Below are 23,343 nucleotides of genomic sequence, written 5' to 3' on the forward strand. Positions count from 1 at the left end.
CATTATGTTAACAGTTGCATTAAGTAAAGGACGTTTATTAAAAGATTTCATAAAATTTATTGATGAAAATGGTAACCCAAAATGGGCAGACGCCTTAAATAATAGAGAACGTAAACTTCAAATTGAAGTTGCGAACGTTAGATTTATTCTTGTTAAAGGAAATGATGTATCAACATATGTTGAAGAAGGCATTGCTGATATTGGTATTACAGGCAGTGATATTCTAGATGAAAAAGATAAACTCAATGTAAACAACTTAGTTGATTTACCTTTTGGTTATTGTCACTTTGCTGTTGCAAGTAAACCTGAAGTAACAGAATATAAAAAAATTGCGACGACTTATGTTAAAACGACGAAAGCGTACTTTAAAAATAAAGGACAAGATGTCTCAATTATTCCATTATCAGGATCTGTAGAATTAGCAGCAGTAGTGAATATGGTTGATGCTATCGTTGATATCGTCCAAACGGGTACGACATTAAAATCTAATGGACTCGTTGAAAAAGAATCTATTGGTGACATCAATGCTAAACTTATTACAAATAAACATGCATTTTTTAGTAAATCAAATATGATTGAATCATTTATAGAAGAAATTGGGGTGTCGATGAATGCTATCTAAAACGGAATTCATAAATAAATTTGAACAAGATAGATTAACAGACGAAAGTAATACTGAAGATGTTAAAAAAATTATCCAAGATGTTAAAGAACAGCAAGACCAAGCTTTATTTCGCTATAACAAGAAATTCGACAATGTTGATTTAGAGCAACTTGAAGTCCCACAATATGATATAAAAAACAGCATCAACCTTATATCAGATACTTTAAGATCAGCACTTGAAACAAGCTTTGAACAAATTAAAAATTTCCAACAAAAAATTAAACATGAAAATGTAACAACAGGTCAAACTTACCAACTTTATCATCCTATTGAAAAAGTCGGCATCTATGTACCAGGTGGAAAAGCAAGTTACCCATCAACAGTTCTGATGACAGCTACACTTGCTAAAGTAGCAAATGTTCAAGAAATTATTGTTGTTACCCCACCTCAAAAAGATGGTATCGATCCAGCTATACTTGCTGCATGCCATATTACGGGTGTTGATCGAGTATTCCAAGTTGGTGGCGCTCAAAGTATCGCTGCATTAGCTTTCGGTACTGAAACAATTCCAAAAGTAGATAAAATTGTTGGACCAGGTAACCAATTTGTTTCACTAAGTAAACAGTTATTATATGGTGTAGTTGGTATTGATCAAATAGCTGGACCAAGTGAAATTGCACTTATTGCTGATGAAAATTCAAATGTAGATTACATCATTCAGGATATATTAGCGCAAGCAGAACATGATGAACAAGCTAGAACATTTCTAGTATCAACAGATTCTTCTTTCTTAACAAAAGTTCAACAGAAACTACAACAAGCTATAGATCAAGCACCAAGAAAACAAATTATCGAACAAAGTATTAAAAATTATCATTATCCAATTTTAACGCGTGATATTCACGAAACGATAGAAGTCATTAATTATATTGCGCCAGAACATTTATCCATTCAAACGACTGATCCAAGTAAATATATTGGTAAAATTAAATACGTCGGAGCAATGTTCTTAGGTCAATACTCACCAGAAGCAATTGGTGACTATGCTGCTGGACCGAGTCATGTATTACCGACTGATAAAACAGCAAGATTCTCGAATGGCTTAACAGTTAATGATTTCTTAACGAGTCATTCTGTCATTCATTTAGATGAACACACTTATCAAAGTATTGCACCTAGTGCCATAGCTTTGGCTGAACAAGAAGGTTTATATCAACATAAACAATCTTTAGAAGTGAGATTAACAAACAACGAGGAGTCGTGAAACATGATTAGAATAAACAAGAATGAAAGTCCTATTCCTGCATTAGATGATGCAACTTTAAAAAATATTATCGCCAATTCAAATTTTAATTTTTATCCTGATGAGGAATATGATGCCTTTATCAAGTCTTATGCAGACTACTATCAATTATCACCTAACCAAGTTTCTGCAGCTAATGGTTCAGATGAGTGGATTCAAAAATGCATGATTGCATTACCAGATGGACCAGTACTAACGCTTAATCCAGATTTCTTCATGTATACTGCATATGCTCATCAGATTAATCGCCCTATTCACTATGTAGATGCAGAAGATGACTATACATTCTCGTTAGATAAAATTAAGCAATCAATCCAAAAATTAAAGCCAGCATTTTTCATTATGAGTGTGCCTCATAATCCATCAGGCATTCAATATCCTAAAGCATTTTTAGAAGAAATCGCGAATGAAATGAAGGCAATTGGTGGTTATTTTATTATTGATGAAGCTTATTTAGATTTTGGAGATGCATATGATATTGAATTACAAGACCATATCATTCAAATGCGTACGTTAAGCAAAGCATTTGCAATAGCTGGATTAAGAGTCGGCATCGTCATTTCTACTGAGAAAACCATTCAAACTTTAAATCGTATCGCGCATCCTTATCCATTAAACACATTAACTTTAAATATTGCGACTGAAATTTTCAGTAATAAAGAACTTGTACATTCATTATTAAAGCAACAAAGACAATTGAGTATTCAATTAAGAAATATTTTCGAACAACATGTGAGCGATGTTATCCATGTTATACCTTCAAAAACAAATTTCGTCTTAACTTATGGAGATTTAGCAGAATCATTAGGTCAATATATTTATGACCATGGCTATTTACCAAGATTTTATGATGAACCAAACATGCAACAAACTGTTAGATACTCTATTGCTACAGAATCTGAATTAAATGAACTTGAAAAAATCGTTAAAGAATGGAGACAAGAATATGACTTATCAAAAAGAAAGATCAACTAAAGAAACAGATATCAAAATTCAACTACGATTAGATGGAGAAGATTCAAACATTAATACAGGTGTTGGTTTCTTAGACCATATGTTGACGTTATTTAGTTTTCATAGTGGTATTGCATTAAATATAGAAGTTGATGGAGATACACATGTAGATGATCATCATACTGTTGAAGATATTGGCATTGTAATAGGTCAATTACTTCTTGAAGTCGTTAAAGATAAAAAATCATTTACGAGATATGGTTCATTCTATATACCAATGGACGAAACTTTAGCACGTGTTGTAACGGATATAAGTGGCAGACCATATTTATCATTTAATGCGACATTTTCTCGTGAAAAAGTTGGCACGTTTGATACCGAACTTGTAGAGGAATTCTTTAGAGCACTTGTGATTAATGCAAGATTAACGACACATATTGATTTAATTAGAGGTGGCAATACACACCATGAAATCGAAGCGATTTTCAAAGCATTTGCTAGAAGTCTAAAAATCGCATTAACACAAGATGATTATGCAGGTATCCCTTCTTCTAAGGGTGTGATTGAATAATGATTGCAATCATTGATTACGGACTTGGCAATATTAAAAATATTGAACGTGCCCTCTTACATTTAGGATATGATGCCATATTAACTTCAGATGAAGAAACTATAAAAAATAGTACACATGTTATTCTTCCAGGTGTCGGGCACTTCAAAGATGCTATGAAACAATTGACATCAAGTGGTCTAGACAAAGTGATTAAAGATATTAAAGATACACATAAAATCATTGGCATTTGTTTAGGTATGCAAGTTCTATTTGAATACAGTGCGGAAGGTTCAACAAAAGGATTAAATTTATTGCAAGGGAACGTTATACCTATAGAGAGTCCCTACCCTGTTCCACATTTAGGATGGAACAATTTACAAAGTGAACATCCTCTACTTGATGGTGATGTTTACTTTATACATTCTTATCATGTCTCTACTGATTTACCTATAGTTGCTACAGCAGACTATGGACAACCAATCACTGCAATCGTGCAACAAAAAAATATTATCGGTATACAATTCCACCCAGAAAAAAGTGGTGATTACGGACTCAAAATACTAGACCAAGCATTGAAAGAAGGTTTTTTAAATGATTGAAATTTGGCCAGCAATAGATTTAATAGACTCCACTAGCGTGAGATTAACTGAAGGTAAATATGATTCTAAAGAATCTATGCCTAGAACTGCAGAAGAAGCAATTGCTTTCTATTCAAAATTTAAACAAGTTTCTAGAATTCATGTCATCGATTTAATCGGCGCAAAAAATCAACAACCAACAGAAGCAAATTACATAGAACAACTCGTCAATTTAACTCATTTACCAATTGAAGTTGGTGGCGGTATTCGAAGTGTTGAAACAATTGAATCATATTTAAATAAAGGCGTTGAGTACATTATCGTCGGCACTAAAGGCATACAAGACTTAGACTGGTTAAAAGAAGTGACTAATAGGTTCCCTAACAAAATATATTTATCTGTCGATGCATATGTTGAAAAAATCAAACTAAACGGTTGGCTCGATGATGCCGGCATAAACCTATTTGATTTCATTGAAAAAATTAACACATTCCCTCTCGGCGGAATTATCTATACAGATATTTCGAAAGACGGTAAATTATCTGGACCAAACTTTGAATTAACAGGCAAATTAGTACAATCAACATCTATACCTGTCATTGCATCTGGTGGTATAAGAAATAAAGATGACATCAATCAACTGGATGCATTAAATGTTCACGCTGCTATTGTTGGAAAAGCAGCAAATACGGATGCATTTTGGGAGGGTATTGAATGATCAAAAAAAGAATCATCCCATGCTTAGATGTTAAAGATGGACGAGTCGTTAAAGGCATAAAATTTAAAGGTTTGAGAGATATTGGACATCCAGTTGAATTAGCTGAATATTATAATCAAGAAGCGGCAGATGAGCTTGTGTTCTTAGATATTTCTAAGACAGAAAATGGACATCAAATGATGTTAGATATCATATCAGAAACAGCTTCAAAATTATTCATTCCACTTACAATAGGTGGTGGTATTAGTACACTTGAAGATATTTCGGTATTACTTAATCATGGTGCTGATAAGATTTCTTTAAACTCAAGTGCATTGCGTAACCCAGCATTTATTCGTGAAGCGAGTGATAAGTTCGGAAAACAATGTATCTGTATCGCAGTTGATGCTAAATGGGAAGAAGAACATCAAGATTGGTACTGTTATACACATGGTGGTAAACAGCGAACAGATAAACGCGTGTTAGATTGGGTTCAAGAAGTTGAAAATCTCGGCGCCGGTGAATTATTAATTACCAGTATGGATTACGATGGTGTTAAACAAGGATTTGATCATCGTTTATTAACAGAAATAAACCAACTGGTGTCTTTACCTGTTATTGCATCAGGTGGTGGCGGTAATAGTCAGCATTTTGTTGATTTATTTAAACAAACAGATGTATCTGCAGGTCTCGCTGCAAGTATTTTTCACGATAAAGAAACAACGATACAAGCAGTCAAAACACATTTATCTAATGAAGGAGTGAATGTACGATGAGTGAATTAGCACCTGATTTTTCTAAAGGTCTTGTACCAGCAATTTTACAACATTACCAAACTGGACAAGTATTAATGTTAGGTTATATGAATGAAGAAGCTTATAACTTAACCATTCAAGATAAAGTCTGTTGGTTTTATTCAAGAAGTAAAGATCGTCTATGGAAAAAAGGCGAATCGTCCAATCATATCCAGCATGTTATCGATATACAATTAGATTGTGACCAAGATACAATTTTGTTACAAGTCAATCCTGATGGCCCTACTTGTCATACTGGATCTGTTAGTTGTTTTAATACTGAAGAACCATACACGCTTGAATCTTTAGAAATGACTATTCAAGAAAGTGTTGATTCTAATAATCCAAAATCATATACAAATTATTTACTTAATAAAGGTATAGATAAAATTTCTAAAAAATATGGAGAAGAATCATTTGAAGTCGTTATCGCAGCGATGAAAGATGACAAATTAGAACTCACAAATGAAGTCGCTGATGTACTTTATCATTTATTCGTATTACTACATGATAGAAGCGTTAAATTTGAAGATGTGATATCAGTATTAAAAGAACGTCATAAAAAGTCAGGTAATTTTAAAGGTGAACGACAAGACATTAATAATTGGTAAATTGTCATAATTCATATATTGTCAAAAATTAGCAGTCGCTTATACTAGTACATAGAGGTGTATTTATGTTACGAGATAAAGCGACTGCTTTTATTAAAGATATGTATAAAGAATTAGAAATATCAGAATTACAAATGAATAAAAGAATACAAGAAATAGAACATGAAATTTCTAAAACTGGTACTTATACCCACACTACCGAAGAATTAGAATATGGTGCGAAAGTAGCTTGGAGAAATTCAAATAGATGTATTGGTAGACTTTTTTGGGATAAATTGACGGTTAGAGATTTAAGACATATTCAAGATGAACAAACATTTATCGCTTCAATTGAAGATCACATTAAAGACGCTACAAATGACGGAAAAATCAAACCAATGATAAGCATATATAATAACCAAATAGAAATTATGAATGAACAATTGATTAGATATGCAGGATACGAAAATAAGGGCGACCCTAAATCTATCAAAATGACGAAATTAGCACACCATTTAAATTGGCAAAGTCCTCATACTGATTTTGATGTGCTTCCATTAATGTTTCGAATTAATCAACAACGCCCTAAAATCCATCAATATCCACAAGGACTCATTAAAGAAATTAACATCACTCATAAACAGTATCCTAAGTTAGCATCACTACAACTAAAATGGTATGCAGTACCCATCATTTCAAATATGGATTTAGAAATTGGTGGTATATATTATCATACTGCCCCATTCAACGGGTGGTACATGGAAACTGAAATTGGCGTTAGAAATTTTACAGACGAATATCGCTATAATAAATTAAAAGACATTGCAGAAGCATTTGATTTTGATACAACGACAACATCAAGTTACTGGAGAGATAGAGCTTTAGTAGAGTTTAATTATGCTATTTATCATTCGTATAAAGAAGCGGGTGTTGCGATTGTTGATCATTATAATGCCTCTAAACAATTTAAGAAATTTGAAGAAAATGAATGTAAAGCCAATAGAAAAGTGACCGGAAAATGGAGTTGGCTCGCACCGCCCCTTTCACCTTCACTTGTACATAATTATCATAAAGGCTATGATAATGAGATGAGAAGTCCAAACTTTTTATATAGACAAAATCAACAAGGTTGTCCAATGCATTAGAAAGGAAGTCATTTATGAAGTTATATTATTTAGGACCATTAGGTACATTTTCACATATGGCAGCACTTAAATATAAGCCAGATGAAATCAATGAATATATTCCTAAGTCAAATTTATACGAAGTGGTTAAAGCAATTGAAGCTGACCCACAGAACATTGCAATTGCCCCAATTGAAAATTCTATCGAAGGTACAATCAACATCATTGCCGATTCATTAACAGAGCAGAAAATCCACGTTATAGACGAATTACATCTAGATATATCATTTTCTCTTTATGTTCAAAAAGGCGCAAAATTAGAAGATATTAAAGAAGTTGTTTCTATTGCCCCAGCGATCAATCAAACATCTAAATTCATTAAAAATCATAACTTTGCATACAGATATTCTGACAGTACTGTTCAAAGTTTAGATGAAATAGATGCACATACTGGCGCTATAGCACCAATTGGTTTAGAAAAATCTAATGACGATGTTGAAGCATTACATGAACACATCGAAGACTATCCACATAATACAACAAGATTTTTAATTTTATCAGCACAAGAAAAACATGTTGAAAAAGCAACAGATAGTATTTTGTTAATTACACCTGACCAAGATAAACCAGGCTTATTAGCAAGTATATTAAATACATTTGCTTTGTTTAATATTAACTTATCATGGATTGAATCAAGACCACTCAAAACGCAACTCGGCATGTATCATTTCTTTGTTCAAGCAGATTGTAGCGCTGAAGATGTAGAAATGAAAAAAGTCATCACAATCCTAAAAACTTTAGATTTTAATGTAAAAGTGCTAGGTAATTTTGATAAGCGAATTACATAAATAAAGAGTTTGAGACATAATTCCTAACTCAAATTAAATAACACCTCATTATACTGATTTATTCAGTAATAATGAGGTGCTTTTTTATAATCTACGATTTTATGCAAAACACTAATCATTCTCGTATAATTTAAGTAAAAATCACAAAAACTATTATTTTTGATTTCTATGTCCTGATTCATATTTTTGTATCCATTCATCTACAGTGACTTTTTCACTCAACTCACCTATTAGAGTAAAGGGTATGTTTTTATTGTTTGTGAATCTAATACAACTTTTCCCCATATTTAATTTAGTTGGTACTTGTTCTTTGTATCTATTCTCAAACCAATCTTTCAATTCATGCATCCCATATAACCTCATATGATATAAGGCAATATGATTTTTTTGAGCACCAACACTAATGAATGGAAGTGGTTCGTCTACTCTATTTAAATAACCTTTTGGATATTTATCTAAAGGTACTACAAATGTCGGCATACCGTATTGCATGACTAGTTCCTAGCCTGGTGGTAAATGTGTTTTGATTGTATTTAGCAAATGAATATATGTTTCTTTTTTCTTTTCATCAATTTGTTCAATATAACGGTCTATGCTATTCATCATGTCCTCCATTATAATTAAATATGAATAAGGTTCTCAACTTGATCTTGTTTGATATTACTTAAATTACGGTTATTGTATAAATAAATATCTGTCGTCTTAATGAATTTAATATTATTTGAAGACTCTCCTTCAAAATGATTATTATAAATATAAATATCTTTATTCATAACGTCTTCATAACTTTTAATTAAAATACTTGGTTTACTTTTAATATCTTTAAATGTATTTTCACCTATCAATATAGTTGACCCTGCTTGTCCGCCTCTATTTAATTTATGGATATCTAATGAATATTTACCTGTGGGTACAGCTAAATATCTTACGCCACCCTCACAATTTATAAATTGATTGTGTGTAACAGATGAATCTTTTGCTTTTAATAGAGTAACTGCGAAATCCCCTAACCCTTCAAAAGTATTATGTTGAATATTTATATTCTCATAAAATACATCATACATACTTGCATGAGACCCAACTGCTCTATTCCAAGGTAACATGTTTGGATCACCTGAATTTCCAAAATAACAGTTTTCGATTAGTGCATTTTTAGTTATCGTACCATCTGTTGCCCCAAATTTAGGAAATGCACCGTCTGTTTGAATATCTATTTGAACTGCTTCACTAAATAATCTCGTTCCACTATCGTCACGGAATCCAAGAAACTTACATTCATTTACATAAAAGCCATCTAAGCCACATGCATCAATCGCATGTCCACCAACAACATTCTTAAATGTCACATTATGTATTTGAATATTGCGTGCATGACCAATAGACATGATTGTGTTATTTGTATTATTTGTATGTCCATACGCATCAAATGTCCCACCGATAATATTGATATTACCGTGACCATCGTAGCCATAGTATTTTTTTAATCTATGACCGTTTTTCAGCATAGCTGTAGGCGATTTTCTGATTAATACAGCTTCATCATGTAAAATAAGCGTTGTATTCTCATATATCACTAATTCATAAATAATATGATAAACACCTTTAGGTATATAAACTGTTACTGGTCCTTTCTTAGCTTGTAATAAAGCTAATTGAATACCAACTGTATCTGTTATTCCACAACCACCTTTAGCACCATAACGATTTACATTAACAATATGCTTCATACTTCATAACCACCTTAATATAGCGTATACTTGCATGTATATTTATATTACACTGAAAACATTTTATAAACAATTAGGGGGAGTATAATTGAAGAAAGCACTCATTATCGTTGATTATTCAAATGATTTCGTTGCGTCAGATGGTAAGTTAACATGCGGAGAACCTGGTCAAGAAATTGAACAAAATATTCACCATAAAATCGAAACATACAACTCGAATGAAGATTTAATTTTTTATTTAATGGACTATCACCATGAGAATGATCCATATCATCCTGAAACAAAATTATTTCCACCTCATAATATCGTAGGTACAGAAGGTAGAAATTTATATAACTCATTAAAGCCTCAATACGATTCAATCAAGCATTCTAATCATGTATTTTGGATAGATAAGACAAGATATAGTGCATTTTTCGGTACAAATCTTGATAGTTTATTAAGAGAACGACATATTGATACTGTTGAAATTGTCGGCGTTTGTACAGATATCTGTGTGTTACATACTGCTGTCGATGCTTACAATTTAAATTATCAAATTATTATTCCTAAGAATTGTGTCGCTTCTTTTAATCAAGCTGGGCACGATTGGGCGCTTACACATTTTGAAAATAGTATAGGCGCAGTTGTAGAATAGACAAGGTGTTCATGTTAAAATAAAGTGACAGAATATTCAAAGCAAAAGGAGAAATTACATTGGTAAACACATTTATATTTGGACATAAGAATCCTGACACAGATACAATTGCTTCAGCATTAGTAATGGAAGATTTACAAAAAGAACTTGGAAATGACGTTCAAGCAGCAAGACTTGGAGACGTTTCAGACGAAACACAATTCGCATTGGATTATTTCAAAGTTCAAGCACCTGCATTATTAGAAACACCTTTAAAAGGTAAAGACGTTATTTTAGTCGATCACAACGAATTCCAACAAAGTGCTGATGATATTACAGATGCTACAATTACTATGGTTGTTGATCACCACCGTATCAGCAATTTTGAAACAGCAGCTCCATTATATTACAGAGCTGAACCAGTTGGTTGTACGACTACAATCCTAAAAAAAATGTACGAAGAAAATGGTATTGAAATTAAACCTGAAATTGCTGGTCTTATGATTTCAGCTATTATTTCTGATACATTACTATTTAAATCACCAACATGCACAGAACAAGATAAACAAGCTTGTGAAGCATTAGCTAAAATTGCCAATGTTGATTTAAATGAATATGGTTTAGAAATGTTAAAAGCTGGTGCTTCAGTAAAAGGTAAATCACCTGAATTCCTTTTAAATATGGATGCTAAATCATTCAACATGGGTGATAAAGTCGTACGTATTGCACAAGTTAATACTGTTGATGTAAACGAAGTTCTTGAAATTCAAGAAGACGTTGAAAATGAAATCAACGCAATTATTGCTAAAGAACAATATGACTTATTTGTATTTGTTATTACAGATATCTTAAACAGTGACTCAACTGCTATTGCTTTAGGTAAAGAACAACAAGTCGTAACAAAAGCGTTCAACACTGAATTAAATGGAAATGTCGCTGTATTACCTGGCGTTGTTTCTCGTAAGAAACAAGTCGTTCCACCTATTGATGAATTATTAGGTAAATAATTTATAAGGAGTGTGCTTTAAATGGAAATCAAACAAGGTACAAACAAATTTTATGTAGGCAATTCTGAGAATGATTTTGAAGCGGAAATCACGTATCAAGACTTAGATGGCAAGACACTTGTGGTCGATCATACATTTGTAGATCCTTCACTACGTGGACAGGGTATTGCTAGAAAATTGGTTGATGTTGTTATTGAAAAAGCAAGATCTGAAGAGAAAGTAATTGATCCAGTTTGTCCGTACGTTAAAGATGTTATGACTAAAGATGAAAGCACACACGATGTATTAAAGAAATAATCAAAAAATCCTGACGAAATGATATTATTTCGTCAGGATTTTTTATATTTCTGTACTTTCTAATAACCGTTTAAGCAATGATTTATATTGAGGCTTTGCCTTTTCTTCTGTGCACGTATTCATAGGCGGATATTTTAAATCTTGAGCATCTTTATATGTTACTTCATCAATATAATTTGATGCTTTTTCGTAGTCATAACAACTCGGAAATGCATACTTATGATTAAAGTGATCAACGACCACTCTTGATGTCGAAGATGGATTTTGTTTAAACGGCACAAATGCCACGACTAACAATAAAACGATAATAATCACAGCCGTAATGATGAAGTACTTTTTAGACATTAAATTGAACTCCAATTTGCTGTCTAATTTCATCTAATACTTTAATCGTTTCTAATGATCTTTGATGTGTATTAATAGATGACTCTACCTTATGATTCTGTACACAATTAATAAATTCAATTATTTCATCTTTCATTGTTAACGGTGAATCATTATTATATTCTTTCTGTAATACACCTTCTCTATTAAATACTTTTATATTTGAAGGTGCACTTATTTTATCAATTAATACATAACCATTTTCCCCTACTATTTCTGAAGGGCTGGGGCGGTCACATATTTTCGAATAACTAATCGTTGCTTGGAAAGTATGATAATCCAATATCGCATTACCTTGTCCATCTGCACCAGTATCTAATTTAAAACCATTTGCTTTAATACTTTGTGGCATACCAAACAAATGTATCATCGGTGCTACAGCATAAACACCTAAGTCCATTAAAGCGCCGTTACCTAACTCAGGTTTAAACGCATTTTCTATGATGCCTTTTTTATAGTTATCGTATCTTGAAGAATATTGGTGATAATGAAAATCAGCATATCTAATTTCACCAATATCAATTTGATCATTTGTAAATTCTACAAATGGTGGTAATAATGTTGATTTCATCGCTTCCATAACAGTAACATTATATTCATAAGCAAGTTTAGATAATGCTTCAAATTGCTCTTGCACAATTGTCGCTGGCTTTTCGATTAAGACATGTTTTTTATTTTTAATCGCTATTTCTGCTTGTTCAAAATGAAACGCATTTGGTGATGCTATGTATACCGCTTCAAAATTAGGTGATTGACAAAATACCTCTAAATCTGTGAACGTTTCAGTAAGTTGATGTTTCTCCTTATAATAGTCTGCTCTTTCTTCAGTACGTGAATAGACAGCATAAGGTTCAAACGCTTCAACTTCTAAACCATTCTCTATAAATTTATCACTTATCCAATTGGTACCTATAAATCCAAATCTCATATTATTTCACCTTTTCGTTATTTTTTTAAAAATAAAAATTTCATAAATAAACACTTCGCTTTTAATTATAACTATTGTTAAAATATAAACAATAGAAGTATAAAGGAGACATCCATATTGACTATCGCGACTCAATTCGAAAACTTACAATCACTTTTTGATAGTGATGTAACAAAAGATATTAAATTTAGAAAAAAACAGTTAAGAGCACTGAGAAAATCTATTAAATCAAATGAAAGTGCCTTAATTTCAGCATTGCAACAAGATTTAGGCAAAAATTCTGTTGAATCTTATGCTACTGAAATTGGTTACATTTACAAAAGTATCTCTTTCATGCTAAAAGAAGTCAAGAGTTTAGCAAGTAAAAGAACCGTGAATACACCTGTGTTTTTATTTCCAGGTAAAAGTTACACAATTAATGAACCATATGGCACAGTCTTAATCATCGGTCCGTTCAATTATCCGTTTCAACTTGTAATAGAACCTTTAATTGGTGCTATTGCTGCAGGGAATTGTGCAGTTATCAAACCTTCAGAACTCACACCAAATGTTAGTGTTGTGATAGAAAAAATTATACATGAAGCATTTAATCCTGCATATGTATCTTGTATAACTGGCGATCAAACCGTAACTGAAGAACTGTTAACTTACCCATTCGACTTTATATTCTTTACTGGTTCTACTAAAGTAGGACAAATCGTTTACGAACAAGCTAGTAAACAACTGATTCCAGTAGCACTTGAATTAGGTGGAAAGAGTCCAGCAATTGTAGATAAGACTGCAAATATTAAAGTAGCAGCAGAAAGAATCACATTTGGTAAATTCATTAATGCCGGTCAAACATGTGTAGCACCAGATTATGTCATCATCGACGCATCGATTAAACAACAATTTATTAAAGCAATTCAAACAACTATTCGAGAGTTTTATACGTCATCAGCACAAAATAGTGAAGATTATGGCAGAATCGTAAACGAACGTCATACAGATCGATTAGTGAATTTACTTAATCAAACTAATGGTGACATCGTTTACGGTGGTAGCTCGGACAGAGAGAATCGCTATATAGAACCGACTATTGTCGATAATGTTAAATTCGATGATATTCTAATGGAAGATGAAATCTTTGGTCCAATATTACCTATTATGACGTATGAAGCATTCGGCGACGCCATTCAATTTATCAAGAATAAACCAAAGCCACTATCATTATATTTATTTAGTGAAGACGAAAATCATACTGATGAAGTCGTAAGAAGAATATCATTCGGTGGCGGTTGTATCAATGATACACTTTTACATTTAGGTAACCATAACTTACCATTTGGTGGTGTCGGTCATTCAGGAATTGGTAAATATCATGGCAAAGCTTCATTTGAACTCTTTAGCAATGAAAAGAGCATCATGTTTAAAACTACCAAACTAGAAACTGGCGTTCTTTTCCCACCTTATAAAGGAAAAGCTAAATATGTGCGAGCTATGTTTAAAAAGTAATGCAGAAGTGTTACTAACGGCGACATAATTAAATTTAAGCATATAAAATAAGCATATGGTATAGACATTCATTAACGTCTTAACCACATGCTTATTTTTATTTATATTGACTTTCAATGAGCTGCTGCTTTTTATTAAATAAAGTTGGATATGATAAGAAACCTAAAATCACACTCGTCATTGTAGCGCTTGTTAATAACATAAATACGATTAATATTTGAAAGAGTACAGCTTCAATTGGATCTGCCCCACCAATGATTTGACCACTCATCATACCGGGTAATTGGACAAGCCCTATTGTCTTTTGTTGTTCTATTGTTGGTATAACACTAGACTGTATAGAAGTAATAAGTTGCTTATGGATAGCTTGTTTAGGCGTGCCTCCCAAACAAAGAACAAGCTCTATCACATTTTCATTTTGTTTAACTTCTGACATAAATCTATTTAAGAACAATATACTTAATACCATCGCATTACCAACAATCATGCCACTTATCGGTATGATGTATTGTGCTGTTGGTGGTGTTATTTTAAATCCTAATAAGATACCTTGTGTAATGACTTCTATTGCTACAAAAGCCAACAATAATTTCCATGTAATACCTGGTATTTCCAAACCTTTTTTTCGCGCATTTTGTGTTGCCGCACCTATTATGAGCATGATCATTAAAATGATAAAAATATGGCTTTCTTGATCAAATATAAATTGTAATATATACCCTACAATTAACAGTTGAACAAATGATCGAATAGCTGCAATTAATGTATCTTTCTCTAATCCTAAATTAAAACTTTTCGAAATAACTATCGGAATAATTATAAAAATAAACATTAACACAATTGATGTTATACTCATATTAATTTTTCTCCTATAAAGCTTCTGACGTTTGGTTGTTCTGAATTTTTAACATTTTCAGTTGTATCAGCTTGTTCAACTTCTCCATTGATCATGACCCATATGTAATCGCTCATTCTAAAAGCTTGATTAATATCATGTGTAATCCATATCATGGTAACTTCGTGTTCTTTAATAATTTTTTGCAATAGCTGTTCAATTGCACGCTTTGAGTTTCTATCTAATGCCGATGTCACTTCATCTAGCAATATCACTTTAGGTTTATTAACGAGTGAACGTGCTAGTGATAACTTTTGTTTTTCTCCACCTGATAATTCTTTACTATTTTTATTCAAAAAAGTTTCTGGCAAATCGACTATCTTCAAATAATATTTAGCTTCTTCATCTGTCATTTTTTTATTTTGTAGTATTAATGGCAGTTCTAAATTATCTTTTACAGTTCCTTTAATCATCGTTGCTTCTTGAGAAACCAATTGTACTTTTCTTCTAAGTTCCATTGGATTATATGTTTGAATAGATTGTTGATCTATTAATATTTCGCCACTTGTACTTGACTTTAACAAATTAATTAAAGAGAGCAGTGTTGATTTTCCTGCACCTGATGGCCCGATTATAGAAGTGAGTTTACCTTTATAAATGTCACCTGTAACACCTTTTAAAATAAGAGACCGTTCTATTTCATATTCTACATTTTTAAATTGGACTGCTATACTACTTTCCAAATAAATCATCTCCATGCCTTTACAATTTTCTGTCTTATAATTGATTTTATACTTTTTCTAAAAATGTTCAATATGACATTTGTAAGATAATAAGAAGAGACTGGGACAAAATGTAATGTCTCAGTCTCTTTCCACATCTTCCTAATATAAATCTGTTCTTAAACTATTGAAAATAGGAATGGCTTCTCGAATTTTTTCTTGCGAATCAAAGTCTATATCAACGATTAATGTATCTTCATCATAGTATAAACTGTCGATTAGTGTTCCATCTGGTGCATATGCTAAACTGTGTCCACCAAATTCATTATCATCACAAGTACCTACACTATTACAAGCAATAATATATACTTGGTTCTCAATTGCTCTAGCACGTAATAATACTTTCCAATGATCAATTCTTGATTTCGGCCATTGTGCCGAAACAAAAATTACTTTTGCATCTTCTAAAGCTAGTGAACGCGTTAATTCTGGGAATCTTAAATCATAACAAATAATCGTTCCCATCTCTATTTCATCTAACTCATATACAGTAGATTTCTTACTACCTGAAGTTAAGAAATGATGTTCATTAAACATTGGCACAAGATGTGCTTTGTCGTAAGTATTAATGCACTTTCCTTCATTATTGACGACAATTGTTCGATTATAAATTTCATTTCCTTTTTTATATGCAATTGAACCAGCAACAATATGTTTGTGGATTTCTTTTGCTTTTTGCTCTAAGAAAGGTAAAATTCTTTGACCATCTTCATCAGCAAGTTCGGTTAACTCATTTAATCGATAAGAAGTATTCCACATTTCAGGTAACACTGCTATGTCAATTTCATCATCTAACTCATCTAACCATTGATTAATTTTTTCAATATTTTTTTCTGGTTCTCCAGGTATTACATGCATCTGATATAGTGCTATTTTCAACGTTCATCACCTACCATTATATAAATTGAACACAAACGCCTTCTGCAGCTTTTTGTTCGTTCTCTATTTCTGTCAGCTTACCAGTTTCTTTATTTCGACTAAATAATACTAAATTATATGAATGTTCATGTGCAACAACTATAAATGAATCACTTGGTGTGATATTTAAATCTCTAGGCCAAGTTCCACCACTTGTTACAATTTCAACTAATTCAACATTTGCACCATCACCTAATATTTTATAAACAGCTATACTATTATGTCCTCTGTTAGAAACATAAATAAACTGACCATCATGGCTTAATCTAACAGCAGCAACTTGTGAATTTAAATCAAAGTCTTCTGGAATCGTTAATAGTGCTGGACTGATTGTCGCAAACACTCCATTTTTATATGACAACACTTGAATCGTATTGCTCAGTTCATTTACTAAGTATGCGTAAACACCACTTGGATGGAACGCAATATGTCTTGGACCGCTTCCAGCTTGGACTTCTAATGTTTCATATAATTCCAATCCTTCATCAGAGAATTTAAATGTTCTGATCACATCTGCACCTAAATCAACTGTAACGATATAATCTAAATCTGGTGTCTGTTCTGCAAAGTGAATATGGCTACCTTCTTGTCTTGCTTCATTTGGTCCATGACCTTCACCTTTATACACATCTATTAGCTCAATAATTTCGCCATTTTCAGCATTTAATTTATAAAGTCTTACATAACCACTACCATAAACAGCTTCAAATAAATATTGACCGTCTTCAGAAACTGAAATATGACAACCCGTTCCTTCTTGTGAAGCTAAGCAATCATTTATATATGTTAAACTACCATCTTCATTAATATTAAAACTTGCAACACCGCAATCATCGCCATCTCTTTTAATAGCATATAAAAATTGACCATGTTGTGTTAAATATGTAGATGCTTCAACTTCATAACCAACTTCAACCTTCTCGATTGTTTGTTCATTCTCATCAACATCAAAACGATAAATCCCTTTTCCTTCTTTTTTCGTATAACTACCAATATAACCTTTCGTTTTCATAAAATTAAATTCCTCCCTAATTTGTTCTTTAATATCATTCTACATGAAAACGCTCAATAACTATAATAAAAACGCATACCAAATGGTACACGTTACAATATTTATTATATGAATAACCAAGTATCAAACACAGCAGATATTTAAGTAAACAACCCATTAAAAAGTTCCACTAACCAATTAAAAATACTACAAATAGCATTGACGATATCGCCTGCCATAAAGGATCCTCCTTTATATTTAAACTTTTTAATTTATCATAAAAAATTAAATATTCACTAAATATATTATAGTATTTCAATAATAGAATTTTATATTTTCCCTAAGTCGTTAATTTAAGTTCTTAACTGCATTAAAATTATGTTAAAATACAAATATATTATAAATTCAAACAGTTAGGCATTGAAATAATACAGTTAGGCAAAAGAAGTAAAATGTAAATCAATATGTTCTATAATCATAATGAAGGAGGGGCGCTATGTATCAACCTGTCCAAACACAAATAGATAAAATTGCTGCAAGTCTTCAAAATTCAAATAATCTAGATCATGTTAGTTATTTAAAGGTAAAGTATGGACTAGAAGTATTTGTAGGGAATATGATGAAGACCATAGTTATATACGGCGCTGCCCTTCTATGCCATATATTTTTATACACACTTATTGTACATCTTAGTTATTTTGCCATTCGATATTTCGCGTTTGGCGCGCACGCTAAGTCCACATTTCTATGTACGATACAAAGCCTAATCATGTTTGTCGTTGCACCACTTATAATCATAAATACCAACATACCCTATTGGCCATTCTTAGCCATAGCGTTAGTCGGTTATCTTATCATTATAAAGTACGCACCAATGCAAACAAAGAAACACCCAATATTAGGCAAATGGAAAAAAGGACTTAAACTAAGATCAATCCTAGCAGCAACAATTTTGATAGTATTATCTTTATTCCTTAAAGAACCCTATCAACAATTAATATGTTTAGGATTAATCTTTGAAGCAGTATCACTATTACCTATATTTTACAAAGAGGAGGAAACATTATCATGAATTTATTATCTAGCCTATTTTCAAAATCAGTATCAAATATCCTTTCAGCAATCGGTGAAAAAGCGGTAATTAGAGGTTGTAACGTATTCTTAGATGAAACAGAAGTACCACAAGAATTATTAAACGAAAAACAATAAGTAATATATAATTTGGGAAGTGTAAGTATATGGCACAATTATCAATTACAGAGACTATTATATATGGTTTGTTTCAAACATCATTATTTGTAGTTTTATTAGCACTAACTCAAAACTATCGATATTCAAAAAGGGATTATGTCATCCTATTATTAGGGTACATGATCCCTTCTCTTGCTTTATATTTTATAGTTGGTGTAGCATCTATAATATTTGTTATAACTTTTTTGGGAGTCTTTTTCTACTTTAAATTTAGAATATTTGGGATTATAAATACATTACTGGTCATAATCATTTCAGTAGTTTCAGATTATTTATCATCCTTATTAATTAGACTCATCTTTAATATAGAGCCTTCTGCAATATCAACACATGTATTTTATTTTGTCTTTCATTTTATAATCTCAGTATCAATAGCGATTATAATAAGACAATTAATGAATAGACTTAAATTAAGCTATTTATATAACAACCGTATTTACCTACTATTGTTAGCAGCATTCTTAGGTCTTTCTTTTACGGTGTTCTATGTATACATGCCAAAGTCTTACAATACTGAAAAAGAGTTTGAATTCCAAACTTTATTTTATGTGATTTATGTATGTGTTGCTGCTATTTTTATTATTTTAATTTCTTTCACGGTTATTAGAGAGATGGCTTTGCAGCGTACGAAGAAAGAAATCAATCAGTATTATAAGTATACGTTGCAGATTGAACAAATTAATAATGAGATGCGTAAGTTTCGTCATGATTATGTAAATATTTTAGCGACGTTATCTGAATATATTAGAGAAGAGGATATGGATGGTTTGAGAACTTACTTTGACCAAAATATTGCACATCTTCATGATGATATGAAATTAAATGCGATAAAAATTAATGGTCTTCAAAATTTACATGTTAGAGAAATTAAGGGTTTATTAACGACGAAAATTATTCAATCTCAGGAACAGAATATCAATATTAGTGTTGAGATTACTGAACAGATTGATCATATAAATATGAACATTGTTGAATTAAGTAGATGTATTGGCATCATTATGGATAATGCAATTGAGGCATCTGAGTTTGTTGATAATCCAACGATTCAAATTGCATTTATTAAAAATGAGGAATCGATTTTACTTGTATTCATGAATAAATGTTCTAAAGATACGCCTAAGGTACATAAACTATTTGAAAATCATTATTCTACTAAAGGTCGTAAGCGTGGTATTGGGTTAACTACGTTGAAAGAAATTACTGAGAAGACTGACCATGTTTTCTTAGATACTTTTATTAATAATCAATACTTTATTCAAAAGCTTGAAATTTTAAATGATAGCAATGAGGAAGTGATTCAATGAAAATCATCATTTGTGAAGATGACCCGAAACAATTAGAGCGCATGCAGACGATTATCAATAATTATATTATGATTGAAGAAAAAGAAATGTCTATTGAACTTGCAACACGTGATCCGTATGAATTGTTGGAGCACGTTAAATCTTCAAATGATATAGGTTGTTACTTTTTAGATATTCAATTAGACGCTGATATTAATGGTATTACATTAGCAAGTGAAATACGTAAGTATGACCCTATTGGTAATATTGTTTTTGTCACAAGCCACAGTGAACTGACTTATTTAACATTTGTTTATAAAGTTGCTGCGATGGATTTTATTTTTAAAGATGATCCTGATCAACTGAAGACTAGAGTGTTAGATTGTTTAGACACTGCATACATAAGATTAGGTATGCTTTCTAAAAATACAAACGTAGAAAAGATAGAATTAACAAGAGGTAGCAATTCTGTATATGTTCAATATGATGATGTTATGTTCTTTGAGTCATCATCAAAATCACATCGACTAATTGCTCATCTAGATAATAGACAAATTGAGTTTTATGGCAGTTTAAAAGATTTATCTAATTTAGATGACCGCTTCTTCAGATGCCATAACAGTTATGTCATTAATCGTAATAACGTTGATACTATTAACACGAAAGATCGTGCAGTATATTTTAGTAATGGTGAGCATTGCTATGCATCTGTACGAAATATTAAAAAAATATAAATAAAACAGCGTACATGATTTATTTCAAATGTACGCTGTTTTTTTATTAATGATTTACTTTTTATTCATGATTAATAGCATTTCTAAATGATTCAATATCTTCTATGTAATATTTCACTTCGCCGCATTGTAAACATACTGCTGCTTTCGGTATTGCAATCGCTTTGTTTAAAATATCTTCATTCTCTTCTTCTTTTATTAATCTAACATCAACTAGAGTGCCTGGAACATTCGTACGAAGATCATCTACCATTTCTTGATTACAACTTGCACATTTCATATAAGACATCCCCTTTTAGATTATGCTCGTTCTGATTATATTTTACTCTTTTATTTTATCACTTGCAAAAAGATTCAAGCGTCCATCCTCAAAAATTTGAATGACATATATATAGGAAGATTTTAGTTGTGTTAAAAATTTTATATAAAAAGCATAAAATAATAGTGGAATATCTACCGAGTTTATGGCATAATGATATCAGATGATCATCTAATAAATTAAGAGATGAAAGGAGGTCAATATGAAACCTTTTCCAATCTTTTTATTTAGTATTGTTTGTATGGTCGCTACATCATTCAATACGTCACGAACTGCGCACGCTAATAATGATATGACACCTATTGGTTTTCAATTTTATGCTTCTGATAATACCCCGATATCTAATGAAACTTTCCAATTACAGTTAGATCAAGAAGTTAAATCTTTAACAACTAAATCTGACGGTTTAGCATTTATAGAAATTCCTAATAAGAATATTAAACCTCATTACACTTTAACCACTTCAAATAATCAAACTTTTACTGTTGAACCTAATAAGTTATATAGATTGACTTCTTCTAGCAATATCCAACGCAATATAGCAAATACAAATAATCAATCCATTTCTATTAATGTACTTTCAAAGACCTATCACCCTTTAAATAATGTCGAAGTTAAACTCATTGCAAATAACCAAGAACTTTCTGGCATAACAGATCAGAACGGTAATACTTCAATCAATATACCCACTACATTTACTAAGTCCACTAAATTTAATGTGAAGATTAACGGCATAGATAGCCACTCAACGATTTCACTAGGAGAGGATAAATATTATACATTTAATTCTGACGACAAGACCACTTCAACTTTTGAGCAAAATACAAATCAACCTACTCAAATAGATCAAGGTCAACAAAATCAAAATCAAATTACGGATAATTCAAATTCTAATCAAATTCCAAGTCAAAATCAGACATACCAAATCTCAGTCATTAAAGACTCTTTAATTCCTAACCCTAATAAACTTACTAACGATCACACTAATAAAGAAAAAAAGACCAAATCAGAAACAACAAAGCTTCCTGAAACTGGTCAAAGTTCAAAACATTACTTAAATTATTTAATAAGTGCATTACTCATATGTATTGCATCAATTCTATTTTTTATATTCAAAAAGAAGCGGTCTAAACAATAGCATTGTATTTTGAAATGATTTTACCACCCTCGATTATAATTGGTTTACCGAGATGATTGATACTTTTAATATGTTCGAAATACTTTTCACCTACTATTTGAAACATCGTTTGGGACAATAACGCATTTGAACAATATGTTCGATTAGCATCCCAACTATCAAATCTATATAATCTTTTTAACAAATTACAGAAACCTATATGAGACCCTAATATTATCCACGCATCTGGTTCATACTTCATAAATTTATTAACATATTTTTTAGAAGAACCAACATGATTCTTCCAAATGACGATATTAACATATACTTCAGATTTTTTTCGTTCGTGCCACATATACTCTATGATTGCTTTTAAATGAAATGCTGTATTAATCATCTCCTTTTCATTACTCGTTCCAATTGTAATCGATTTTAAAAATGGTTGGTCATATTCAATGCTTTCAAGTATGGCATATAATTCATCTTCGCTTGGTACTTTGAGATTATGAGATAAAGCTTTTAATTGATGACACTTGTCATGTTCTAGTCTTGGGGATATTAAAACATTACGCTCATATCGCAAATATAAACCCTCCTAATTTTTAAATATAAAAA

General features: G+C 31.5%; 29 protein-coding genes. 19 read left to right on the forward strand and 10 right to left on the reverse strand.

The features are described from left to right. The first annotated feature begins 4 nt into the window (after positions 1 to 4). The 10 genes from hisG to LQ693_RS02495 all read left to right on the forward strand — a co-directional run bounded on the left by hisG (position 5) and on the right by LQ693_RS02495 (position 8,045). Positions 5 to 622, forward strand: coding sequence for an ATP phosphoribosyltransferase (hisG, locus tag LQ693_RS02450; protein WP_025905120.1), 618 nt, complete (start codon positions 5 to 7; stop codon positions 620 to 622). Continuing rightward, a complete protein-coding gene (gene hisD / locus LQ693_RS02455; protein WP_025905119.1) occupies positions 612 to 1,868 on the forward strand; it encodes a histidinol dehydrogenase in 1,257 nt (418 codons plus the stop codon). The genes hisG and hisD overlap by 11 nt, the downstream gene beginning before the upstream one ends. A 3-nt stretch (positions 1,869 to 1,871) precedes the next feature. After that, positions 1,872 to 2,882, forward strand: coding sequence for a pyridoxal phosphate-dependent aminotransferase (locus LQ693_RS02460; RefSeq protein WP_025905118.1), 1,011 nt, complete (start codon positions 1,872 to 1,874; stop codon positions 2,880 to 2,882). After that, on the forward strand, positions 2,854 to 3,432 hold the full coding sequence (gene hisB / locus LQ693_RS02465) for an imidazoleglycerol-phosphate dehydratase HisB (protein ID WP_025905117.1): 579 nt from the start codon (positions 2,854 to 2,856) through the stop codon (positions 3,430 to 3,432). The genes LQ693_RS02460 and hisB overlap by 29 nt, the downstream gene beginning before the upstream one ends. Then, on the forward strand, positions 3,432 to 4,013 hold the full coding sequence (gene hisH / locus LQ693_RS02470) for an imidazole glycerol phosphate synthase subunit HisH (RefSeq protein ID WP_025905116.1): 582 nt from the start codon (positions 3,432 to 3,434) through the stop codon (positions 4,011 to 4,013). The genes hisB and hisH overlap by 1 nt, the downstream gene beginning before the upstream one ends. Further along, positions 4,006 to 4,710: a 1-(5-phosphoribosyl)-5-((5-phosphoribosylamino)methylideneamino)imidazole-4-carboxamide isomerase gene (gene hisA, locus LQ693_RS02475; protein ID WP_025905115.1), complete on the forward strand. Its 705-nt coding sequence runs from the start codon at positions 4,006 to 4,008 to the stop codon at positions 4,708 to 4,710. Before hisH ends, hisA begins: the two co-directional genes overlap by 8 nt. Then, positions 4,707 to 5,465, forward strand: a complete 759-nt coding sequence (hisF, locus tag LQ693_RS02480; RefSeq protein WP_025905114.1) for an imidazole glycerol phosphate synthase subunit HisF — start codon at positions 4,707 to 4,709, stop codon at positions 5,463 to 5,465. The genes hisA and hisF overlap by 4 nt, the downstream gene beginning before the upstream one ends. Next, positions 5,462 to 6,094 (forward strand): bifunctional phosphoribosyl-AMP cyclohydrolase/phosphoribosyl-ATP diphosphatase HisIE, encoded by a 633-nt coding sequence (hisIE, locus tag LQ693_RS02485; RefSeq protein WP_025905113.1) that lies wholly within the window; start codon positions 5,462 to 5,464, stop codon positions 6,092 to 6,094. The genes hisF and hisIE overlap by 4 nt, the downstream gene beginning before the upstream one ends. A gap of 65 nt (positions 6,095 to 6,159) precedes the next feature. After that, on the forward strand, positions 6,160 to 7,218 hold the full coding sequence (locus LQ693_RS02490; RefSeq protein ID WP_025905112.1) for a nitric oxide synthase oxygenase: 1,059 nt from the start codon (positions 6,160 to 6,162) through the stop codon (positions 7,216 to 7,218). A gap of 14 nt (positions 7,219 to 7,232) precedes the next feature. Then, positions 7,233 to 8,045: a prephenate dehydratase gene (locus LQ693_RS02495; RefSeq protein ID WP_025905111.1), complete on the forward strand. Its 813-nt coding sequence runs from the start codon at positions 7,233 to 7,235 to the stop codon at positions 8,043 to 8,045. 153 nt (positions 8,046 to 8,198) lie between these two features. On the opposite strand, the gene LQ693_RS02500 is transcribed toward LQ693_RS02495, so the two are convergent. Both LQ693_RS02500 and LQ693_RS02505 read right to left on the reverse strand, forming a co-directional pair. Next, on the reverse strand, positions 8,199 to 8,537 hold the full coding sequence (locus LQ693_RS02500; RefSeq protein WP_325988956.1) for a DUF1801 domain-containing protein: 339 nt from the start codon (positions 8,535 to 8,537) through the stop codon (positions 8,199 to 8,201). A gap of 128 nt (positions 8,538 to 8,665) precedes the next feature. Then, positions 8,666 to 9,772 carry a glycosyl hydrolase family 28-related protein gene (locus LQ693_RS02505; RefSeq protein ID WP_103360864.1) on the reverse strand — a complete coding sequence of 369 codons (1,107 nt, stop codon included), beginning with the start codon at positions 9,770 to 9,772 and terminating at the stop codon, positions 8,666 to 8,668. A gap of 88 nt (positions 9,773 to 9,860) precedes the next feature. Here LQ693_RS02505 and LQ693_RS02510 point away from each other — a divergent pair, with 88 nt between their 5' ends. The 3 genes from LQ693_RS02510 to LQ693_RS02520 are packed head-to-tail and all read left to right on the forward strand — an operon-like array spanning position 9,861 to position 11,692. Further along, entirely contained in the window at positions 9,861 to 10,409 is a 549-nt protein-coding gene (locus LQ693_RS02510; protein ID WP_103360863.1) for a cysteine hydrolase family protein, read from the forward strand. A gap of 59 nt (positions 10,410 to 10,468) precedes the next feature. After that, entirely contained in the window at positions 10,469 to 11,395 is a 927-nt protein-coding gene (locus LQ693_RS02515; protein WP_107565486.1) for a manganese-dependent inorganic pyrophosphatase, read from the forward strand. A 21-nt stretch (positions 11,396 to 11,416) separates the two neighbouring features. Next, complete coding sequence (locus LQ693_RS02520; protein WP_025905106.1) at positions 11,417 to 11,692, forward strand: GNAT family N-acetyltransferase; 276 nt, start codon at positions 11,417 to 11,419, stop codon at positions 11,690 to 11,692. Positions 11,693 to 11,734: 42 nt separating this feature from the next. Here the strand turns inward: LQ693_RS02520 and LQ693_RS02525 are convergent, their stop codons facing one another. Both LQ693_RS02525 and LQ693_RS02530 read right to left on the reverse strand, forming a co-directional pair. Then, positions 11,735 to 12,037 carry a hypothetical protein gene (locus LQ693_RS02525; protein ID WP_025905105.1) on the reverse strand — a complete coding sequence of 101 codons (303 nt, stop codon included), beginning with the start codon at positions 12,035 to 12,037 and terminating at the stop codon, positions 11,735 to 11,737. After that, positions 12,030 to 13,004 (reverse strand): Gfo/Idh/MocA family protein, encoded by a 975-nt coding sequence (locus LQ693_RS02530; RefSeq protein ID WP_103360861.1) that lies wholly within the window; start codon positions 13,002 to 13,004, stop codon positions 12,030 to 12,032. Before LQ693_RS02530 ends, LQ693_RS02525 begins: the two co-directional genes overlap by 8 nt. A gap of 114 nt (positions 13,005 to 13,118) precedes the next feature. On the opposite strand from LQ693_RS02530, the gene LQ693_RS02535 reads away from it, so the two are divergent. Continuing rightward, the gene (locus LQ693_RS02535; protein WP_374229763.1) at positions 13,119 to 14,498 is read left to right on the forward strand and encodes an aldehyde dehydrogenase; all 1,380 of its coding nucleotides are present in this window, start codon (positions 13,119 to 13,121) and stop codon (positions 14,496 to 14,498) included. A gap of 97 nt (positions 14,499 to 14,595) precedes the next feature. Here the strand turns inward: LQ693_RS02535 and LQ693_RS02540 are convergent, their stop codons facing one another. The 4 genes from LQ693_RS02540 to pglS all read right to left on the reverse strand — a co-directional run bounded on the left by LQ693_RS02540 (position 14,596) and on the right by pglS (position 18,045). Next, a complete protein-coding gene (locus LQ693_RS02540) occupies positions 14,596 to 15,354 on the reverse strand; it encodes an ABC transporter permease (protein ID WP_025905102.1) in 759 nt (252 codons plus the stop codon). After that, the gene (locus tag LQ693_RS02545) at positions 15,351 to 16,076 is read right to left on the reverse strand and encodes an ABC transporter ATP-binding protein (protein WP_107565488.1); all 726 of its coding nucleotides are present in this window, start codon (positions 16,074 to 16,076) and stop codon (positions 15,351 to 15,353) included. The genes LQ693_RS02540 and LQ693_RS02545 overlap by 4 nt, the downstream gene beginning before the upstream one ends. A 141-nt stretch (positions 16,077 to 16,217) precedes the next feature. Then, a complete protein-coding gene (locus LQ693_RS02550) occupies positions 16,218 to 16,994 on the reverse strand; it encodes a carbon-nitrogen family hydrolase (RefSeq protein WP_103360858.1) in 777 nt (258 codons plus the stop codon). A gap of 16 nt (positions 16,995 to 17,010) precedes the next feature. Continuing rightward, complete coding sequence (pglS, locus tag LQ693_RS02555; protein ID WP_107565489.1) at positions 17,011 to 18,045, reverse strand: 6-phosphogluconolactonase; 1,035 nt, start codon at positions 18,043 to 18,045, stop codon at positions 17,011 to 17,013. Positions 18,046 to 18,520: 475 nt separating this feature from the next. Between pglS and LQ693_RS02560 the strand changes: the two genes are divergently transcribed. The 4 genes from LQ693_RS02560 to agrA are packed head-to-tail and all read left to right on the forward strand — an operon-like array spanning position 18,521 to position 21,292. After that, positions 18,521 to 19,096 carry an accessory gene regulator AgrB gene (locus tag LQ693_RS02560; RefSeq protein WP_107565490.1) on the forward strand — a complete coding sequence of 192 codons (576 nt, stop codon included), beginning with the start codon at positions 18,521 to 18,523 and terminating at the stop codon, positions 19,094 to 19,096. After that, complete coding sequence (gene agrD, locus LQ693_RS02565) at positions 19,093 to 19,233, forward strand: cyclic lactone autoinducer peptide AgrD (protein ID WP_107565491.1); 141 nt, start codon at positions 19,093 to 19,095, stop codon at positions 19,231 to 19,233. The genes LQ693_RS02560 and agrD overlap by 4 nt, the downstream gene beginning before the upstream one ends. Positions 19,234 to 19,262: 29 nt before the next feature. Beyond that, complete coding sequence (gene agrC / locus LQ693_RS02570) at positions 19,263 to 20,579, forward strand: quorum-sensing sensor histidine kinase AgrC (RefSeq protein ID WP_107572642.1); 1,317 nt, start codon at positions 19,263 to 19,265, stop codon at positions 20,577 to 20,579. Beyond that, positions 20,576 to 21,292 (forward strand): quorum-sensing response regulator AgrA, encoded by a 717-nt coding sequence (agrA, locus tag LQ693_RS02575; RefSeq protein ID WP_037589542.1) that lies wholly within the window; start codon positions 20,576 to 20,578, stop codon positions 21,290 to 21,292. The genes agrC and agrA overlap by 4 nt, the downstream gene beginning before the upstream one ends. Positions 21,293 to 21,353: 61 nt before the next feature. On the opposite strand, the gene LQ693_RS02580 is transcribed toward agrA, so the two are convergent. After that, a complete protein-coding gene (locus LQ693_RS02580) occupies positions 21,354 to 21,572 on the reverse strand; it encodes a hypothetical protein (protein WP_025905095.1) in 219 nt (72 codons plus the stop codon). Between the two features lie 241 nt (positions 21,573 to 21,813). Between LQ693_RS02580 and LQ693_RS02585 the strand changes: the two genes are divergently transcribed. Continuing rightward, complete coding sequence (locus tag LQ693_RS02585) at positions 21,814 to 22,749, forward strand: LPXTG cell wall anchor domain-containing protein (protein ID WP_107565578.1); 936 nt, start codon at positions 21,814 to 21,816, stop codon at positions 22,747 to 22,749. On the opposite strand, the gene LQ693_RS02590 is transcribed toward LQ693_RS02585, so the two are convergent. After that, positions 22,739 to 23,311, reverse strand: coding sequence for a hypothetical protein (locus tag LQ693_RS02590; RefSeq protein ID WP_107565579.1), 573 nt, complete (start codon positions 23,309 to 23,311; stop codon positions 22,739 to 22,741). The two genes, LQ693_RS02585 and LQ693_RS02590, sit on opposite strands and share 11 nt — an antisense overlap. Positions 23,312 to 23,343 lie beyond the last annotated feature (32 nt).

Origin of the sequence: Mammaliicoccus sp. B-M6 (assembly GCF_022386965.1) — a bacterium.
Classification (GTDB): domain Bacteria; phylum Bacillota; class Bacilli; order Staphylococcales; family Staphylococcaceae; genus Mammaliicoccus; species Mammaliicoccus sciuri_A.

Coding starts and splice junctions, on each gene's coding strand:
- LQ693_RS02460 (WP_025905118.1), top strand. CDS start 1,872: ATGATTAGAATAAACAAGAATGAAAGTCCTATTCCTGCATTAGATGAT.
- agrA (WP_037589542.1), top strand. CDS start 20,576: ATGAAAATCATCATTTGTGAAGATGACCCGAAACAATTAGAGCGCATG.
- LQ693_RS02520 (WP_025905106.1), top strand. CDS start 11,417: ATGGAAATCAAACAAGGTACAAACAAATTTTATGTAGGCAATTCTGAG.
- LQ693_RS02530 (WP_103360861.1), bottom strand. CDS start 13,004: ATGAGATTTGGATTTATAGGTACCAATTGGATAAGTGATAAATTTATA.
- LQ693_RS02525 (WP_025905105.1), bottom strand. CDS start 12,037: ATGTCTAAAAAGTACTTCATCATTACGGCTGTGATTATTATCGTTTTA.
- hisB (WP_025905117.1), top strand. CDS start 2,854: ATGACTTATCAAAAAGAAAGATCAACTAAAGAAACAGATATCAAAATT.
- LQ693_RS02560 (WP_107565490.1), top strand. CDS start 18,521: ATGTATCAACCTGTCCAAACACAAATAGATAAAATTGCTGCAAGTCTT.
- LQ693_RS02540 (WP_025905102.1), bottom strand. CDS start 15,354: ATGAGTATAACATCAATTGTGTTAATGTTTATTTTTATAATTATTCCG.
- hisD (WP_025905119.1), top strand. CDS start 612: ATGCTATCTAAAACGGAATTCATAAATAAATTTGAACAAGATAGATTA.
- LQ693_RS02580 (WP_025905095.1), bottom strand. CDS start 21,572: ATGAAATGTGCAAGTTGTAATCAAGAAATGGTAGATGATCTTCGTACG.
- LQ693_RS02495 (WP_025905111.1), top strand. CDS start 7,233: ATGAAGTTATATTATTTAGGACCATTAGGTACATTTTCACATATGGCA.
- LQ693_RS02490 (WP_025905112.1), top strand. CDS start 6,160: ATGTTACGAGATAAAGCGACTGCTTTTATTAAAGATATGTATAAAGAA.
- agrD (WP_107565491.1), top strand. CDS start 19,093: ATGAATTTATTATCTAGCCTATTTTCAAAATCAGTATCAAATATCCTT.
- LQ693_RS02500 (WP_325988956.1), bottom strand. CDS start 8,537: ATGCAATACGGTATGCCGACATTTGTAGTACCTTTAGATAAATATCCA.
- hisF (WP_025905114.1), top strand. CDS start 4,707: ATGATCAAAAAAAGAATCATCCCATGCTTAGATGTTAAAGATGGACGA.
- hisG (WP_025905120.1), top strand. CDS start 5: ATGTTAACAGTTGCATTAAGTAAAGGACGTTTATTAAAAGATTTCATA.
- LQ693_RS02585 (WP_107565578.1), top strand. CDS start 21,814: ATGAAACCTTTTCCAATCTTTTTATTTAGTATTGTTTGTATGGTCGCT.
- hisA (WP_025905115.1), top strand. CDS start 4,006: ATGATTGAAATTTGGCCAGCAATAGATTTAATAGACTCCACTAGCGTG.
- agrC (WP_107572642.1), top strand. CDS start 19,263: ATGGCACAATTATCAATTACAGAGACTATTATATATGGTTTGTTTCAA.
- hisIE (WP_025905113.1), top strand. CDS start 5,462: ATGAGTGAATTAGCACCTGATTTTTCTAAAGGTCTTGTACCAGCAATT.
- pglS (WP_107565489.1), bottom strand. CDS start 18,045: ATGAAAACGAAAGGTTATATTGGTAGTTATACGAAAAAAGAAGGAAAA.
- LQ693_RS02505 (WP_103360864.1), bottom strand. CDS start 9,772: ATGAAGCATATTGTTAATGTAAATCGTTATGGTGCTAAAGGTGGTTGT.
- hisH (WP_025905116.1), top strand. CDS start 3,432: ATGATTGCAATCATTGATTACGGACTTGGCAATATTAAAAATATTGAA.